The 13,573-nt window shown below is 61.2% G+C and carries 14 protein-coding genes; 6 read left to right on the top strand and 8 right to left on the bottom strand.

What is annotated here, in order from left to right:
• Positions 1–48 precede the first annotated feature (48 nt).
• Entirely contained in the window at positions 49–951 is a 903-nt protein-coding gene (locus tag AC07SU_RS01425) for an NmrA family NAD(P)-binding protein (protein ID WP_494995970.1), read from the bottom strand.
• 108 nt (positions 952–1,059) lie between these two features.
• Here AC07SU_RS01425 and AC07SU_RS01420 point away from each other — a divergent pair, with 108 nt between their 5' ends.
• Both AC07SU_RS01420 and AC07SU_RS01415 read left to right on the top strand, forming a co-directional pair.
• Positions 1,060–2,010 carry a LysR family transcriptional regulator gene (locus tag AC07SU_RS01420; protein WP_494995969.1) on the top strand — a complete coding sequence of 317 codons (951 nt, stop codon included), beginning with the start codon at positions 1,060–1,062 and terminating at the stop codon, positions 2,008–2,010.
• Entirely contained in the window at positions 2,007–2,798 is a 792-nt protein-coding gene (locus AC07SU_RS01415; protein ID WP_494995968.1) for an AraC family ligand binding domain-containing protein, read from the top strand. Before AC07SU_RS01420 ends, AC07SU_RS01415 begins: the two co-directional genes overlap by 4 nt.
• A 4-nt stretch (positions 2,799–2,802) precedes the next feature.
• Here AC07SU_RS01415 and AC07SU_RS01410 read toward each other — a convergent pair whose 3' ends face one another.
• A complete protein-coding gene (locus tag AC07SU_RS01410; RefSeq protein WP_494995967.1) occupies positions 2,803–3,432 on the bottom strand; it encodes an aspartate/glutamate racemase family protein in 630 nt (209 codons plus the stop codon).
• Positions 3,433–3,461: 29 nt separating this feature from the next.
• Complete coding sequence (locus AC07SU_RS01405; RefSeq protein WP_494995966.1) at positions 3,462–4,814, bottom strand: PBS lyase; 1,353 nt, start codon at positions 4,812–4,814, stop codon at positions 3,462–3,464.
• Positions 4,815–4,936: 122 nt separating this feature from the next.
• Between AC07SU_RS01405 and AC07SU_RS01400 the strand changes: the two genes are divergently transcribed.
• Entirely contained in the window at positions 4,937–5,392 is a 456-nt protein-coding gene (locus AC07SU_RS01400; protein WP_494995965.1) for an HIT family protein, read from the top strand.
• A complete protein-coding gene (locus AC07SU_RS01395; protein WP_494995964.1) occupies positions 5,389–5,817 on the top strand; it encodes a bleomycin resistance protein in 429 nt (142 codons plus the stop codon). Before AC07SU_RS01400 ends, AC07SU_RS01395 begins: the two co-directional genes overlap by 4 nt.
• A gap of 21 nt (positions 5,818–5,838) precedes the next feature.
• Here AC07SU_RS01395 and AC07SU_RS01390 read toward each other — a convergent pair whose 3' ends face one another.
• Together AC07SU_RS01390 and AC07SU_RS01385 are read right to left on the bottom strand one after the other, a co-directional pair.
• Positions 5,839–6,933 (bottom strand): NAD(P)/FAD-dependent oxidoreductase, encoded by a 1,095-nt coding sequence (locus AC07SU_RS01390; protein WP_494995963.1) that lies wholly within the window; start codon positions 6,931–6,933, stop codon positions 5,839–5,841.
• 14 nt (positions 6,934–6,947) lie between these two features.
• Positions 6,948–7,508 carry a cysteine hydrolase family protein gene (locus tag AC07SU_RS01385; RefSeq protein WP_494995962.1) on the bottom strand — a complete coding sequence of 187 codons (561 nt, stop codon included), beginning with the start codon at positions 7,506–7,508 and terminating at the stop codon, positions 6,948–6,950.
• Between the two features lie 128 nt (positions 7,509–7,636).
• On the opposite strand from AC07SU_RS01385, the gene AC07SU_RS01380 reads away from it, so the two are divergent.
• Both AC07SU_RS01380 and AC07SU_RS01375 read left to right on the top strand, forming a co-directional pair.
• Entirely contained in the window at positions 7,637–9,031 is a 1,395-nt protein-coding gene (locus tag AC07SU_RS01380; protein ID WP_494995961.1) for an XAC2610-related protein, read from the top strand.
• Between the two features lie 11 nt (positions 9,032–9,042).
• Positions 9,043–9,579, top strand: coding sequence for a GNAT family N-acetyltransferase (locus AC07SU_RS01375; protein WP_494995960.1), 537 nt, complete (start codon positions 9,043–9,045; stop codon positions 9,577–9,579).
• A gap of 23 nt (positions 9,580–9,602) precedes the next feature.
• Here the strand turns inward: AC07SU_RS01375 and AC07SU_RS01370 are convergent, their stop codons facing one another.
• The 3 genes from AC07SU_RS01370 to AC07SU_RS01360 all read right to left on the bottom strand — a co-directional run bounded on the left by AC07SU_RS01370 (position 9,603) and on the right by AC07SU_RS01360 (position 13,351).
• Positions 9,603–10,475 (bottom strand): S1 family serine peptidase, encoded by an 873-nt coding sequence (locus AC07SU_RS01370; protein WP_494995959.1) that lies wholly within the window; start codon positions 10,473–10,475, stop codon positions 9,603–9,605.
• Positions 10,475–11,920, bottom strand: a complete 1,446-nt coding sequence (locus AC07SU_RS01365; RefSeq protein WP_494995958.1) for a hypothetical protein — start codon at positions 11,918–11,920, stop codon at positions 10,475–10,477. The genes AC07SU_RS01370 and AC07SU_RS01365 overlap by 1 nt, the downstream gene beginning before the upstream one ends.
• A 129-nt stretch (positions 11,921–12,049) precedes the next feature.
• Positions 12,050–13,351 carry an NAD(P)/FAD-dependent oxidoreductase gene (locus AC07SU_RS01360; RefSeq protein ID WP_494995957.1) on the bottom strand — a complete coding sequence of 434 codons (1,302 nt, stop codon included), beginning with the start codon at positions 13,349–13,351 and terminating at the stop codon, positions 12,050–12,052.
• Positions 13,352–13,573: the final 222 nt, after the last annotated feature.

Raw genomic sequence — 13,573 nt, 5'->3', positions numbered from 1 at the left:
TTTCTTATTGTTGGAAAAGCCGGCTCCCGCACCCGGGAGCCCGGGCGGTCAAGCGAACAGGTGTCTGTTGGCGAGCAGGTAGTCACGCAAAGTCGTGGTGGCACGGCCGGTCAGTTGCTGCACGGTGTCGGTCACCGGCACGTCCTTGTAGGCCTCGACTTCGTGACGGTAATAGGTCATGACCGGCTCGAAATAGTCGCCGAGGATTTCGCGCAAGGTGCTGTCACTGTCGACGTAGGTCACGGTCTCGCCGATCACTTCGCTGAGCAAGGCGCTGATTTGGCGGTAGTCGAGGCGCTCGGTGCCGGTGATCAGGTAGTCCTGGCCCACGTGCTCTGCGGCAGGGTCGGCGATGATGCGCGCAGCGACGGCGGCGATGTCCAGTTCCGACAGGTGCAGGCGTGGTGCATCGCTCACGGACGGCATGATGAACTGGCGTTTGGTTTTTACGTCGTTGGCCACGAACCACGGCAGGTTGAACATGATCCAGCACGCCGCGTTGATGTAGGTCACCGGCAAGCGGCTGGCGTCGAGCAATGGCTTGGCCAGGGTATGCAGGTTGGCGCCGCAGCGGGTCGCGAGAAACTCCGGCGCCAGGTCTTGCGCGGTGAGCCCGGGCGGAATCGCGATGAAGCGAATCACCTGGGACGTGCCGCCCGCGCGCTTGATGGCGTTGATGATGTTGGGGGTGACTTGCAGTTCATCGGTGACAAAATCCGGGGTCACGATAAACACCTTGTCGGTGCCTTCGACGGCTTTTAGCAGGCTGGCCGGGTCATACCAGTCGGCCTGCACGGCCTGCGCCGCGGGGAAGGCCGCTTGCAGTTTGGCCACGCCTGCGGGGCGGCTGCTGGCCAGGCGCAAGCGCATGTCAGGGAAGTGGTCGGTGAGTGCGCGCGCCGTCGCGGTGCCCAGGTTGCCTGTGGCGCCGAGTATCAATACGTGGGTCATGTGCTGGCCTTTGCTCCGTGAGGTTCTTCGAGGCGGGCCAATCTATCAGCGGCATTGACTCATGATTAGACGGTATGATGGGAATGGACCTATAACCCAGAGGTATCAATGGTGCTCGACGGCGTGAATGACCTGATAGCCTTCCTGACCGTCGCCCGCGAGCGCAGCTTTACCAAAGCGGCTGCGCAAATGGGCGTGTCGCAGCCGGCGCTCAGCCGTACCTTGCGCAAGCTGGAGGCGCGCCTGGGCGTGCAATTGCTCACGCGCAGCACCCGCAGTGTGGCGCCCACCGATGCGGGCGAACGCTTGCTCGAAAGCCTCGGTCCGCATTTCGATGGCATCGAAGCGGGCCTGGCCGAGCTGTCGGAACTGAGTGGCAAACCGGCCGGCAGCCTGCGTATTACCTCGCTGGAGCATGCTTCTGCCACACTGCTGACGCCCGCGGTGTGTGGGTTGATGCAGGACTACCCGCAGATCAGCGTGGAAATCAGCGACGACTACGCCATGGTGGACATCGTTGCCGAGCGCTTCGACGCCGGTGTTCGTTGGGGGGAATCAGTGGCCAAGGACATGATCAGCGTGCGTATCGGCCCGGACTTTCCCATGGCCGTGGTGGGCTCGCCGGCCTACTTCGAGCGCCGTCCCAAGCCCCTGACGCCCCATGACCTGGTAGCGCATACCGGGATCAACTTGCGCTTGCCGACCTCGGGTGGGTTGTGGAGTTGGCCGTTCAGGAAAGGCAAACGTGAACTCAAGGTACGCCCCGAAGGGCAGGTGGTGGGCAACAGCGTGGCGCTGATCCTGGATTTCGCCCTGGGCGGTATCGGCCTGGCGCATCTGCCTGAGGACGTCGTCGCCGAATCCGTTGCCCAGGGCAAGCTGGTGCGGGTGTTGGAGGATTGGTGCACGACGGTCACCGGCTATCATTTGTATTATCCCAGCCGCCGACAGCTGAAGCCGGCCTTTCGTTTGCTGCTCGAGCGCTTGCGTGACCAAGCTGCGCAAACGGGGATGGCCCATACTGAGCGCGTCAACGCCGCCCGGAAGCCTCGCCCATGAACTCGCCAGCCGAACACCTGATCCTCGCGCCGTTCACCGACGAGTTGCCCACGCCGATCTACTTCCGTGCAGCACGCATGCCCGCGTCGGCGGCGTACCCGTGGCATCGCCATCCGTGGGGTGAGTTCGTGTATTCGTTCAGTGGCGTCATGGAACTCAAGCTCGACGGCGTGCATTTCATCGCGCCGCCGCAATATGGCGTGTGGCTGCCACCGAACGTGGAGCACAACGCGATGAATCATCAGGAGGCCTGCCACTGCTCACTCTACATCGCGCCGGCCTTGTGCGAGCGCCTGCCCCAGGAGGCCTGCGCGCTGACCATCACCCCACTGATCCGCGAATTGCTCGAAGAGCTTCACGCGGCACCGCCCGGGCCGGTACAGACGGACGAGGAGGGCCGGTTGTTGACGGTGTTGCTCGACCGTTTGAACCGTACCTCGCGGGTGGGCAGCTACCTGCCAGGGTCCACCGACCCGGTGCTGGCGCCGATTCTCGAAGCCCTGGAGCAGAACCCGGCGGACGGTCGTTCGCTGGCGCAATGGGCGCAGCTGGTCAATGCCACCGAGCGCACGCTGTTGCGGCGTTGCCAGCGGGATTTGGGCATGTCGTTGGCGCAGTGGAAGCAGCGGTTGAAGGTCACGGCGTCGCTGGTCAGGCTCAAGGCGGGCGACTCGGTAGAGGCGGTGGCTTTCGATCTGGGCTACAGCAGCTCATCGGCGTTCATCAGTATGTTCCGCAAGCTCACCGGGGAAACGCCGGATGAGTATCGGCGTAAGCGGTTGAGCTGATGCCTCAACCTTCGATCGCTTTTAAAGCCGCCTTCAGACTGGTCATTGCGCTCGTCAGTGGTGGCGGGCCTGCGACGACACGGCTGGCGGCTTCACCCATTGACGCCTGCCCCAGCGCAACGACTGACGCCCCATCAACGTAGGCGCGGTCGGCCGCTTTTGCGATAGCCGACAGGTAACCTTCGTTATCACCCGCTTTGAACAATGCCCATGCCCCGGGGACGAGCCTTACGTCGATAGCTGCATTCGTTTGCAGTGCTGCTGTGTGGAACACGTTTGAGGTGGGCTCAAGGGTCGTGCTAACGGCGCATAGCACCACGACTTTTCCCGCTGTCTGAACCGCAGCGGTTGCCAAGGCCTCGTCCGTGCGCACAATCGGCACTCGTACGCTTGTGGGTACGTCATCAACGGCAGGGCCCAGCGTCGAGCAGGTCAGCAGCACGACGTCAGCGTTTTCAGAGAGCACCACCAGCGCTGCAACGGTTGACCGGCTGATGTCCTCGGTCAAGCCACCGGCCAATTCGGCGGCGGTTAACAAGTCGGCACGCACTTCGTGGCGCAGGCTATCGGGCGTAACGCCCAGCGCTTCGGCGGCTGCGGCAAAGACGGCGATGTTACTGGTGGCGGTGTGCATACACGCTATGCGCATAGGAATGGGACCCTTCAGGTAATACGGGCGAGGTGGTCACGGTTGATCAGGCCGTCCTTGGCCAAGGTATGTAGCGTGTTCACCAGCGCGCCGCGCTCGGCCTTGGAGGTGACCGGGTCGACTACTGCGTACTGGCGGTTAATCCACTCATTCACTTGGCGTAGCCAATAGGCCTGAACCACCGGTTCTGATTCCATTCGCTTGAGCAGGTAGGCCGCTTGCTGCCAGGTCGGGAACAGCTGAAGGATTGCTTCGCGCCGAGGCGTCGGTAAGGGGTGCCAGTCACTATCAAGTAGTGCGCTCAACTCGACGCTGATGCTGGCCCAAGGGCACGTGTTGAGTTGAGCAATCGACAGGTTGAATACCTTGGACGAAGGATCCTCAAGCGCCGCAAACAGGGCGGATAGCGAGCTGCCGCGCAGCAGGCGGATTGCGGCTTGTCGTACCGTGGCGTAGGGGGAGCCTAGCGCGTTCGTGCGCCAACTCTCGGGCATCTCGGCATCCAGCTCAAAGGCCAGCCCCATCAGGCCCAGCCAGTCGCGCTTTGTGTCCGGCATGTGTTCAGTCAATCGTAGATTCAACACCTCAAGGGCGTCGATACCGTGGCGAGGAGCTGCCCAACGCGCGAGGCTGCGAATCGCAGGGGAGGCGTCCAGCAGCGCACGACGCAGTACCGGTTGCGGGTCGGCAAGCACAGGCAGCAACGCGTTCAGCACACAGACACGAACTTTGGCACCCGGTCGGGACAGCGCCTCCAACAACAGCGGCGACGCTATTTCAGCGGGTAACGTCTTGCAGGCAGATAGGGCCTGCAATCGAACCGTCAATTCCCTATGGGCGAGAGCGGCCCTCAAGAGCGTCTCGGGTTCAGCGGTTTTCTCCAGTAGCAGCGCGAACAGATAACGCGCTGCCTTGCCCTGCCGCGAAAGAAAATGTGCGTAGACCTGAGCGTAGACATCAGGTGATTGCAGGACCCGACGAATTGCGCTGAGGGACGGGCCGTGATCAACCCGTTGGCGAGCGGCCAAGGCCATGATCGGTTCCAGCACGTACAGCAGAGCGGTGACCTGCGCCGAACACAGGTAGCGTTCCAGCCCGGCTGCGGCAAGGTCCCTGATCTGTGGAACCCAATCATTCAGTCGCTCAGTCAATGCCGCCAACGCTTGGGGAGAAGATTGAGTGCACAGTTCCCGTACTGCGACCTCTCGAATAAAGCCGTTGTGATGGCGGCTGAGTTCTACCCAATTCCCCATTTTTTCGGCGTTCGCGAGCACCTCCGATGCTTCGTTAAGCCGCTGACTTGCCCAGAAAGATGAAGGCACTTCGCGGTTCTTGAGCCTTGTCAGCCAGTCCTGAGGAGTACTCACGCTCAATCCTTTGTCGGTGGAGTGTGTCGGTACTTTACCTGATGATCGAACCGGCTACACGGGGCCTCTCGGGCTCAAATAGGGATAGTATGGCGTCGATACTTTTACCCTCAAGGACGACCATGCCCCTGATCACGGAACGTGTAGCACTGGCCCGCGACGGCGCCAACAATAAAGTCATCTGCCGCATGGCCTCCGGCTGGGCGGTGATGGGAGATGTGCAGTTCCTGCCGGGTTACTGCCTGCTGCTGCCAGACCCGGTAGTAACCAGCCTGAATGACCTGGATCCCGAAGCCCGTGCCGTCTACCTTCTCGACATGGCCCGCCTGGGCGACGCAGTGCTGCAAGCCACTGGCGCGCTGCGCATGAACTACGAGATTTTGGGCAACTCCGAGCCGGAGTTGCACTGCCACCTGTTTCCTCGCTACGCCGATGAGCCGGATGACAAACGCAAGATGCCCGTGTGGTTCTACGACTGGAAAACCGCCACGCCCTATGCCGAAGAACAGCACGGTGAGTTGCGCGAGAAGATCGCGCGGTTGTTGAACCTCACGGGTGGTGTTGGAGCAAACGCATGATGCAAAGAAACAGATTGGTGCCCGAGCTGATGGTGACCGACCTGGGTAAAAGCCTGGACTTCTGGGTGTCTTGCCTGGGTTTTACGGTGGCTTACCAGCGGCTGGAAGAGGGCTTTGCCTACCTCGACCTGGACGGTGCCCAAGTGATGCTCGAACAGGTCGATCCCCTCGCCAATCAGTGGCAGACCGGTGAGTTGCAACGCCCATTCGGACGCGGCTTGAACCTGCAGATTGATGTGACGACGGTAGAACCGGTGCTTCAACGCTTGGAGCAGGCGGCGTATCCGCTGTTCAAAGCGTGCGCAGATGTCTGGTACCGAGCGGGTGAGGTAGAGGTCGGGCAGCGCGAGTTTTTAGTGCAGGACCCGGATGGGTACCTGGTGCGGTTGGTGGAGCGGCTGGGCGAACGGCCGGCATCCACCTAGCACGCCACGCGGTGCTTACCTTCACCTTGCTTCACTGGCGCCAGGCGCTGGCTTGAATCGGCCGGGGCGGCAGGGCTCGAGAAGGCTGGACGGCGTGCCGTCGATGATCTCTTCGCAGGCCAGGCGCCCGACGGCGGCGGCCAACGTCACACCGGGGTGCATTGCACACACGTAGACGCCGCCGACGGTTGGCAAGTAGCCGATGACCGGCAGGCCATCCACCGCGACCGGCCGAAGTCCCACGCAGGCCGTTTGCAGGTCCAGCGGGCCGATACCGTCGAACGCCTTGTGGATCACCTCGCCGAGCTGCTGAGCGAGCACAGACGGCGCGTCCTGCAGCGCATCGCCCAGGTAGTCTTGCGCCGCCCACACCGCACCCTCCAGCGTTTGTCGCACCTCCATCTCCGTGTTGGAGACGAGCGTACGCACCACGCCAGGTTGTGCCGTGTAGCGAATGAAGATAGAAGGGGAAGCCTCGACCGGAAGTGGCATGCCGAGCAGGCCTGTCAGCGTTTTGAGGCCGGTGCCAGCGGCGATGACGACGACATCGGCCTCCAGCCTGCCCGTCGTGGTGTCCACGGCCACTACTTCACCGTGCCGGGTTGTGAAACCGAGCACTTGCGTGTGCGTGCGCACCTCAGCCCCCTGGGCCTTGGCGCCTGCGATCAGTGTATGGGTCGCTTGCGCGGGGTCGAGCGCGCCTTCTTCGGCTTTGTACAACGCCTGTTCAGGGGGATTTTTCAGGTGCGGCTCAAGCTCAAGAACACGTGAGCGTGCCACGCGAGAGGCGGGAGACTGGTGGCTTGAAGCGGGCAGCGCCTCGTCCGTGTCCGCGCCATAACACAGGGAACCGGCCCACTGTATCTTGAGGTCAGGCAGTTGTGCTTCGAGCCGGTGAAACTCACTGATGGCTGTGCTGCGCAACGCCGCGATCGGGTCCGGCGCGCGACGTGTGGTGTTGATCCAGCCGAACGAGGTGCCCGTCACACCGGACGCGATGTCTTGCGCTTCGACGACGGTGACTTTCGCGCCTTTCACTGCGAGGTGATACGCCAGGGAAGCGCCGACGATGCCGGCACCGATCACGACAATGTGTTTGCCTTCGGGGTGAGTCATCAGAGCGTCCTTGTTCAATGAGCCCTGAGGATTTCAGAAGTCCCGATGACCCTGGCGTAATCCATCGCCAGGTTGCTCAGCGACAACGCATGCACATCTTCCGCAGGCCAGACCCGCCCGGACAGATCAGTCTGATCAAACGTATAGCAAGCATCCGCCGCCACCGTCACCTCAAAGCCCAGGTTGCCGCCTGAACGTGCCGTCGACTCCACCGAGTTGTTGGTGATGACGCCCACGATCACCACCTTCTGGATCGAGCGCGTGCGCAACCAGCGTTCAAGGCCGCTGGCGGCGAACGCATCCGGGACGTTTTTTTCAACGACGTGCTCGTGGGCGACTGGCTGCAGCGCCGGCTGGAATTCGCAGCCGGGCTGGCCGGGCCAGAACACTGAGCCTGGGGTGCGCGAGATATGGCGGATATGCACGATCGGGCGCTGGGCCTGCCGCCAAGCAGCCAGCAAGGCCTGCATGTGTTGTTCGGCGTCGGGGTTATTGCGGCGACCGAGGCCAGGGCGGTTCATGCCTTGTTGCATGTCGATGATCAGCAATGCGGTGTTTGCGTCTAACGGTGCCATGGCCTGTCCTTGTGCGTGCGAGCTGCAAAACATATCAGCCATTGCGGGAGCCTACACAGTGATTTGTTCGAAACTCCAGCCCGTTTGCCTTTACACTGCGGCCCCGAATTTCAGCAAGGATGCTTTGGATGCGCGCGTTACTGCTCGGTATGTGGGTGTTGATGGCCGGTACCGCCCAGGTGTTGGCCGAACCCCGTTCGTTTTCGGTCATTGACCCCAGCGGTCACTACTTGGTTGAAGTGTTGTTTGCGGAGCTACCGCCAGAGCGCGAACAACTGGCACCGGCACTCATCACCGTGCGCGACAAAGCCAGCCTGGACATCTTGCAGCAATTGCGGACCCCGGCCGGCAGGGTGCCGCTGGATCGCAACGGCAAAACCGAGGATTGGCACTTAGTCGGCGAGTACGGCCTGTTGTACTTCGGCGACTTCAACTTCGACGGTCGCCAGGACGTCGCCATCAACAACGGCAGGGGCCCGGATGGCGAGTTGCAGCCCAATTACGATGTTTACCTGCAAGATCCTTCGGCACCGCACTGGGTACTCAATCGCCCGTTGACCGACCTCGCCAATGAAACCAGCGGCGGGATGTTCACAGTCAATCCCAAGGACGGCATTATCCATTCGCAAACCGACCGCGGCTGTTGCTGGACGCGCTCCAGCCAGTGGCAGATGCGCGACGGCCAGTTGCTCCGGCTGGGTTTTTACACTCAGGAAGAAGTCCCGCCCACCGAGTTCGGTGAAAATTCCAGTATGCCGCGCGGCTACATGCTGCGAACCACCGGGGAGTGGAAAGACGGCCAATGGCAAGAAACCCCACGGCTCGAAGGCCCGGTCAACGAAGATGCGCGCAGGCTGGTCGGCACGCTGGATGGCAAGATCCCCGTCGAACTCTGGTATCAGGACCAGGGCGCGGTGGTGATCGGGCAATTGCGCTACACGAAGAATGGCAACGGCCAGTCGATCCTGTTGATTGGTTCGCGTGAAGACTATGCCGATGAACCCTTCCTGAACCTGCACGAATACACCGATGAAGGTCGGCAGACCGGCATTTGGCGGATCTCCAAGGACTACGGCGGTACCTGGGTCAGCGGCACCAAAGGAGACACGCGGGAGTTGGCGATCTATTTGCACGACGAGTACCAGGAGCCCGATTACGACAAGTTCGACGAGGTCGCGCGTGACCAACGCAACGGCCATTACCAGATGCGCCAGGACTTCCTCGACCGTGACGGCGACCTCGACATCACTGTCCTGCCCGAGCGCAACGCCGAAGGCCGGGAAGTGGCTCAGATTACGCTGACGCTAAAAGACGCCGGCACGGAAAACGTCATCGTCACCACGCAGTACACCCAGGCGATGGAAACCGAAAACCTGATCATCGTGCCCGAACCTTTGGCGCCCCAGCGTAACGGCCCTTATCACATTCAACTGGTGAAAAATTTCGCGGTGATCGAGCATAACTCGGCGCCGGACAACCCGGCTTATTTCACCGGGATGTACCGCAAACAGCCTGCGCAGTAGAGGAGGACTTCATGCTTGCACACATTCGACCGGCTCAACGCGATGACGCGCCTTTCCTGCCGGGTGTGGAACATTCCGCTGCCCAGGTATTCCGTGAGATCGAAGGCTTGGCGTGGTTGGCAGATACCGTCACCCTGAGCGTAGAGCGCCATCAACAATTGATTGCCTTGTCGACATGCTGGGTGGTCGTCGATGCACAGGGCGCGCCGCAGGGTTTCCTGAGTGCAGAGCGCCAGGGTGACGCTTTGCATATCGTTGAAGTGTCGGTCGCACAGGCGGTGCAAGGTCAAGGATGGGGGCGCAAGCTGGTTGAAGTTGCGATGGAGCACGCGCGATCAAACGGGCTGGATTCGGTAACGCTGACGACATTCAAGCACGTGCCGTGGAACGCGCCGTTCTACTGCCGCCTGGGGTTTGAACCGGCAACGAACCCGCACCTGGCAGAGATGCTGACGGCCGAATATGCCCACGGTTTTGAGCGGGGCAGCCGCTGCGCCATGGCGTGGCGGGTCTGCCCCGGAGAACGGCCGTCAGCAACGCGGGCTTAATGCAGCGGTGAGGTCCTTGATCATCAACACAATCTGGCCTCTATATCATCGGCGGTGCATTTAAATACTGTCTGTGACGTTATCCAGTCTTTGTAGTCAGCGACCCGCGCATACACCCCGGGAAACTCCTTCTGCCCACAGCCTCGGCCAAAGCCGACGATGCCCAGCTGCGTGGCCTGGCCGTCTTTTGAGCGAATAAACAACGGCCCGCCACTGTCGCCTCTGCAGCTGTCGTGAACACCGTCGCCGGCACACACTGTTTTATCAGGAAGGGCTTCTTTGTAGGCTTTGCTGCAGGTAATGAAGTCGACGATCCGAATAGGTGCTTCCATCAAGTCCACTGAACGCGTACCGAATTCAGTAAAGCCCCACCCGGATATCAATGCGGGAGCGTTAGGTTTCAGGGGAATTTCAGATTCAGCCGCGTCAGCCAACTTCACTGTTTGCTGTGCGATCGACTGGTTCAGTTTGATGAGCGCCACATCCCCGCGTCTGGATTTGCAGTCCCAGTTTGGCGCGAATATCACCTTTTCAGCCGACTCCAGTTGAACACGCTTGCCCAGGGAGACGCTGCCATGGGCCACATAGAAATCGATTTTGCCAACAGCCCGGGTACAGGTGGTCGGATTAAAAAAACAATGGGCGGCGGTCAACACCCACTGCCCGCCAATCAATGTTCCGCCACAAAACAACCCCTCTACATGGGGCAGCGAGCGATACACCAAGGCCACCTGCCACAGGCTGTTGTTCGCTTGGGCTTCGGTTCCCTTGTAGACATCCGGTTTGGGTGTGGAGAGCGGGCTTGGCCCATTGGGCACGAGGGGGCCAGCCCAACTGGTGGAGCCCATCAAGAGTGTCAGCAGGATCAGGGTGGCCAACCCATTACGCCGGCTCATTACTGAAGCTCCGGATAGGGCAGTGGCAGGTTCGCCGTTCGATACGCATCGTTTGCGGCGATTTTGGCCTTGATCAGCGAGGCGCGTGATTGGGTGACAACCGATGGTGCAGGCGTGGGCTCTTCAGCAAGCAGCTCGGCAAGTTGCTGCTCGGATTGCGTGACCGTCAGGTCGGCGAGGATCACAGCGCGATGTGCGGTCCGCTTGGCTGCGTCGTCGGCGTCTTCTGCTGCTTGCCGCTGTGCCGGAATGATCTGCTGCGTGGCGGCTTTGGCAATGTCGCCTTTGGCCGCTCCTAACGCGTCGCCCAGAAATGCTGCGAACTTGTTGCCTTGTCTCGATTCGACAATCGAGGCATTCATCTGCATGTAGCCGAACCGGGCCTTCGCCTGTACGGGCCGTTCAACGTCATCGCCGCAGGTTGAGTGAGAAGGGCAAACTGAGTCTGCCCAGCCCTTCAACGCCTGGGGCGATTGTGTGGCGAGTATCGCCTTGTCGACTTCACTGCGTGCCAATGTGCTGGCGTAGGCACACTGAGGGTCGGAGATGGGGCTCTTCGGGTTGGCCTTGTTGTAGGCCTGCATGTCTTTGCACAGCTTATCGATCTTCGACTGGATGGCTTTTGAGGCCAATGGGTTTGACGGCAGATCGGGGCGTGGTTGGGGAGGGTTTGCCAAGCTGTCCTGCACGGATTTGGCCAGGACATACGGGGCCAGGAATGCCTCTTGCTTGGCCTGCGCTTTTTTACCGGATTCTGGCAATGGCGGCAGTGGCAATGGTGCGCTTGTCTTGCCCGCAAGCAGCCAGCTATTCGCACCTTCATTGAGCTTTTCCGTAATGTTCTCGAATGTGAAGAGCGTCGACGCGAATGGCTTGTCACCTCCGGGCGTGGCGAGGGATAGCGCGATGTTGAAATCGCGGTGCTTGGGCGACCAGAAGGATGACCCTTCGAAGGTGCCGACCTGAAGGCTGTAGGGGACCAGTTGGAAGTAGGGCTCGCCCTTGAGTGACTGGACCTTTGCCTGATAAATCAGTACGTAGTCCTTCAGTTCGCCAATGGCTTGGCTGCCTGGAGGGGACTTCTCTGCAAATGCGCCCCTGGCCACAATCAGGCAACCATGCTCTGGCGAGATACTTAGATCAGCATCTTTGCTGACAGCATAAGGCTGGCTCAATACCTGACCGCTTGAGCGTGCCAGCTCGGCGCGTTCACCCGCCTGTTTCAGCGCTGTGGCTGCCGAGTCAACGGCCCCTTCGACCAGCTTGGGGACAAGCGCCACCGCGATCGCCCCAAGGAAGAGGCTGCGGTTGTCCTCGGTGAGCGATGGGTTGGCAATACACGTGTCGCTCCACACCACTCGAGTCTCAAGCTGTCGATTCACGGCGCAGCCGCTGATCAGCAGCCCACAGAACAGTACGCTCGTCACTAACGTAAGTTTTTTCACAGTCGTTCACCTGATTTCAACGTTCCATTATTGAAATCCGCCCTGGCGAATCGGCGCATGAATCCGAACGGCTGCCCGCAGATCTGTGTTCAGCGTAGTGGCACTTTGGCAGAGTGCAAGCCAGCGCTGTCAGCGCAGCTTTTCAAGCATCTGGTAGTACCACATCCCCGCGGCCAGCATCGGGTTGCCGAACACATCCCCCAGCGGCACCTTGATGTGCTTGCACCCGGCAAAGGTGTCGAACTTGGCCAGGGTGCCGGTCAAGGCCTCGGCCATGATCTCGCCCATGATATGGCTGGTGGCGATGCCATGCCCCGAGTAACCCTGGCAGTACCAGACGTTGTCCGACAGCTTGCCCAATTGCGGGATGCGGTTCATCACGATGCCCATGGCGCAGCTCCATTTGAACTCGATGTCCACGTCTTTGAGGGCCGGGAAGGTGCGCTCGATGCAGGGCCGCAGTTCGGCGGCGATGTCCCGTGAGTCGCGTCCGGAATAGTTGGCGCCACCGCCGAAGAGCAATCGCCCGTCGCCGGTGAGCCGGTAGTAGTCGAGCACGAAGCGACAATCGTAGACCGCGAGGTCATAGGGGTTGAGGGTGCGTGCCAGCGCGCCCAACGGCGCGGTGGTGACGATGCCGCCCATGGCCGGGAAGATCTTGCCCTTGAGTTGGCCGGGTTCGAGCTTGTGATAGACGTCGCCGGCCAGCAGCACCTGGCGCGCATCAATACGACCTTGAGCGGTGATCACCGCAGGGCGCTCGCCGTGCACGATCTGCAGCACCTCGGAATTCTCGAAAATCAACGCCCCCAGGCTGTGGGCTGCACGGGCTTCACCGAGGCACAGGTTGAGCGGGTGCAGGTGCAGATTGCGGGTGTTTTTCAGTGCGCCGAGGTACAGCTGGCTGTCCAGGTGTTCGCGCACGCCGGCCCGGTCTAGCAGGCTGACCTGATCGCCCATGCCACGCCGCTGGGCTTCGTCATGAAACGCGCGCAGTTCGTGCAGGTGCGAGGGCTTCATGGCGGCGTGCAGGTGGCCGTGCTTGAGGTCGCAGGCAATTGCGTACTTGTTGACGCGTTGCTCGATGATTTGATGGCCGCGCCAGCGCAGGTGCCAGATGAAGTCGTCGACTTCATCGCCGAGGCGCTTGCGCATCTGTTGGCGCATGGCCTCGTCGCCCGACAGGCTGCCGGTGACTTGCCCGCCGTTGCGCCCGCTGGCGCCCCAGCCGATGCGATGGGTTTCCACAATCGCGACCTTGAGCCCGCGCTCGGCCAGTTCGACGGCGCTGGCCACGCCAGTGAAGCCGCCGCCGATGATCACCACGTCGACACTGAGCTGGCCTTGCAAGGTCGGATATTGGGTGGGGTCATTGAGGCTGGCGGTGTAATAGGAAGCGCTGCGCTCAGCACTACGTAGGGCTGCGGTCATGGGGTGATCCTTCTGATAAATGAATGCCGGTGGGGCCGGTTCGACTTGATCAGAGGAGGGTGTCGGGCGGACGTGCATGGCGGCAATGCCATAGCGCCCAGAAGGCCAGGATGATATGGAACAACGGGTTTTCGCAGGGACGCGCCTGCGCCTTCGGCAGCGAAGCGGACAGGTGGCAACGGAGGGGGCGCAAGAGCGAAATCATGGTCGCCGATGCTCCCA

The sequence above is a fragment of the Pseudomonas sp. GW821-FHT05H12 genome, assembly GCF_059419385.1.
This window is presented reverse-complemented; position numbering and strand designations above follow the sequence as displayed.

Excerpts from the sequence above, each read along its gene's own strand:
- AC07SU_RS01425 (WP_494995970.1), bottom strand. The coding sequence starts at position 951 with ATGACCCACGTATTGATACTCGGCGCCACAGGCAACCTGGGCACCGCG.
- AC07SU_RS01420 (WP_494995969.1), top strand. The coding sequence starts at position 1,060 with ATGGTGCTCGACGGCGTGAATGACCTGATAGCCTTCCTGACCGTCGCC.
- AC07SU_RS01415 (WP_494995968.1), top strand. The coding sequence starts at position 2,007 with ATGAACTCGCCAGCCGAACACCTGATCCTCGCGCCGTTCACCGACGAG.
- AC07SU_RS01410 (WP_494995967.1), bottom strand. The coding sequence starts at position 3,432 with ATGCACACCGCCACCAGTAACATCGCCGTCTTTGCCGCAGCCGCCGAA.
- AC07SU_RS01400 (WP_494995965.1), top strand. The coding sequence starts at position 4,937 with ATGCCCCTGATCACGGAACGTGTAGCACTGGCCCGCGACGGCGCCAAC.
- AC07SU_RS01395 (WP_494995964.1), top strand. The coding sequence starts at position 5,389 with ATGATGCAAAGAAACAGATTGGTGCCCGAGCTGATGGTGACCGACCTG.
- AC07SU_RS01390 (WP_494995963.1), bottom strand. The coding sequence starts at position 6,933 with ATGACTCACCCCGAAGGCAAACACATTGTCGTGATCGGTGCCGGCATC.
- AC07SU_RS01385 (WP_494995962.1), bottom strand. The coding sequence starts at position 7,508 with ATGGCACCGTTAGACGCAAACACCGCATTGCTGATCATCGACATGCAA.
- AC07SU_RS01380 (WP_494995961.1), top strand. The coding sequence starts at position 7,637 with ATGCGCGCGTTACTGCTCGGTATGTGGGTGTTGATGGCCGGTACCGCC.
- AC07SU_RS01375 (WP_494995960.1), top strand. The coding sequence starts at position 9,043 with ATGCTTGCACACATTCGACCGGCTCAACGCGATGACGCGCCTTTCCTG.
- AC07SU_RS01370 (WP_494995959.1), bottom strand. The coding sequence starts at position 10,475 with ATGAGCCGGCGTAATGGGTTGGCCACCCTGATCCTGCTGACACTCTTG.
- AC07SU_RS01360 (WP_494995957.1), bottom strand. The coding sequence starts at position 13,351 with ATGACCGCAGCCCTACGTAGTGCTGAGCGCAGCGCTTCCTATTACACC.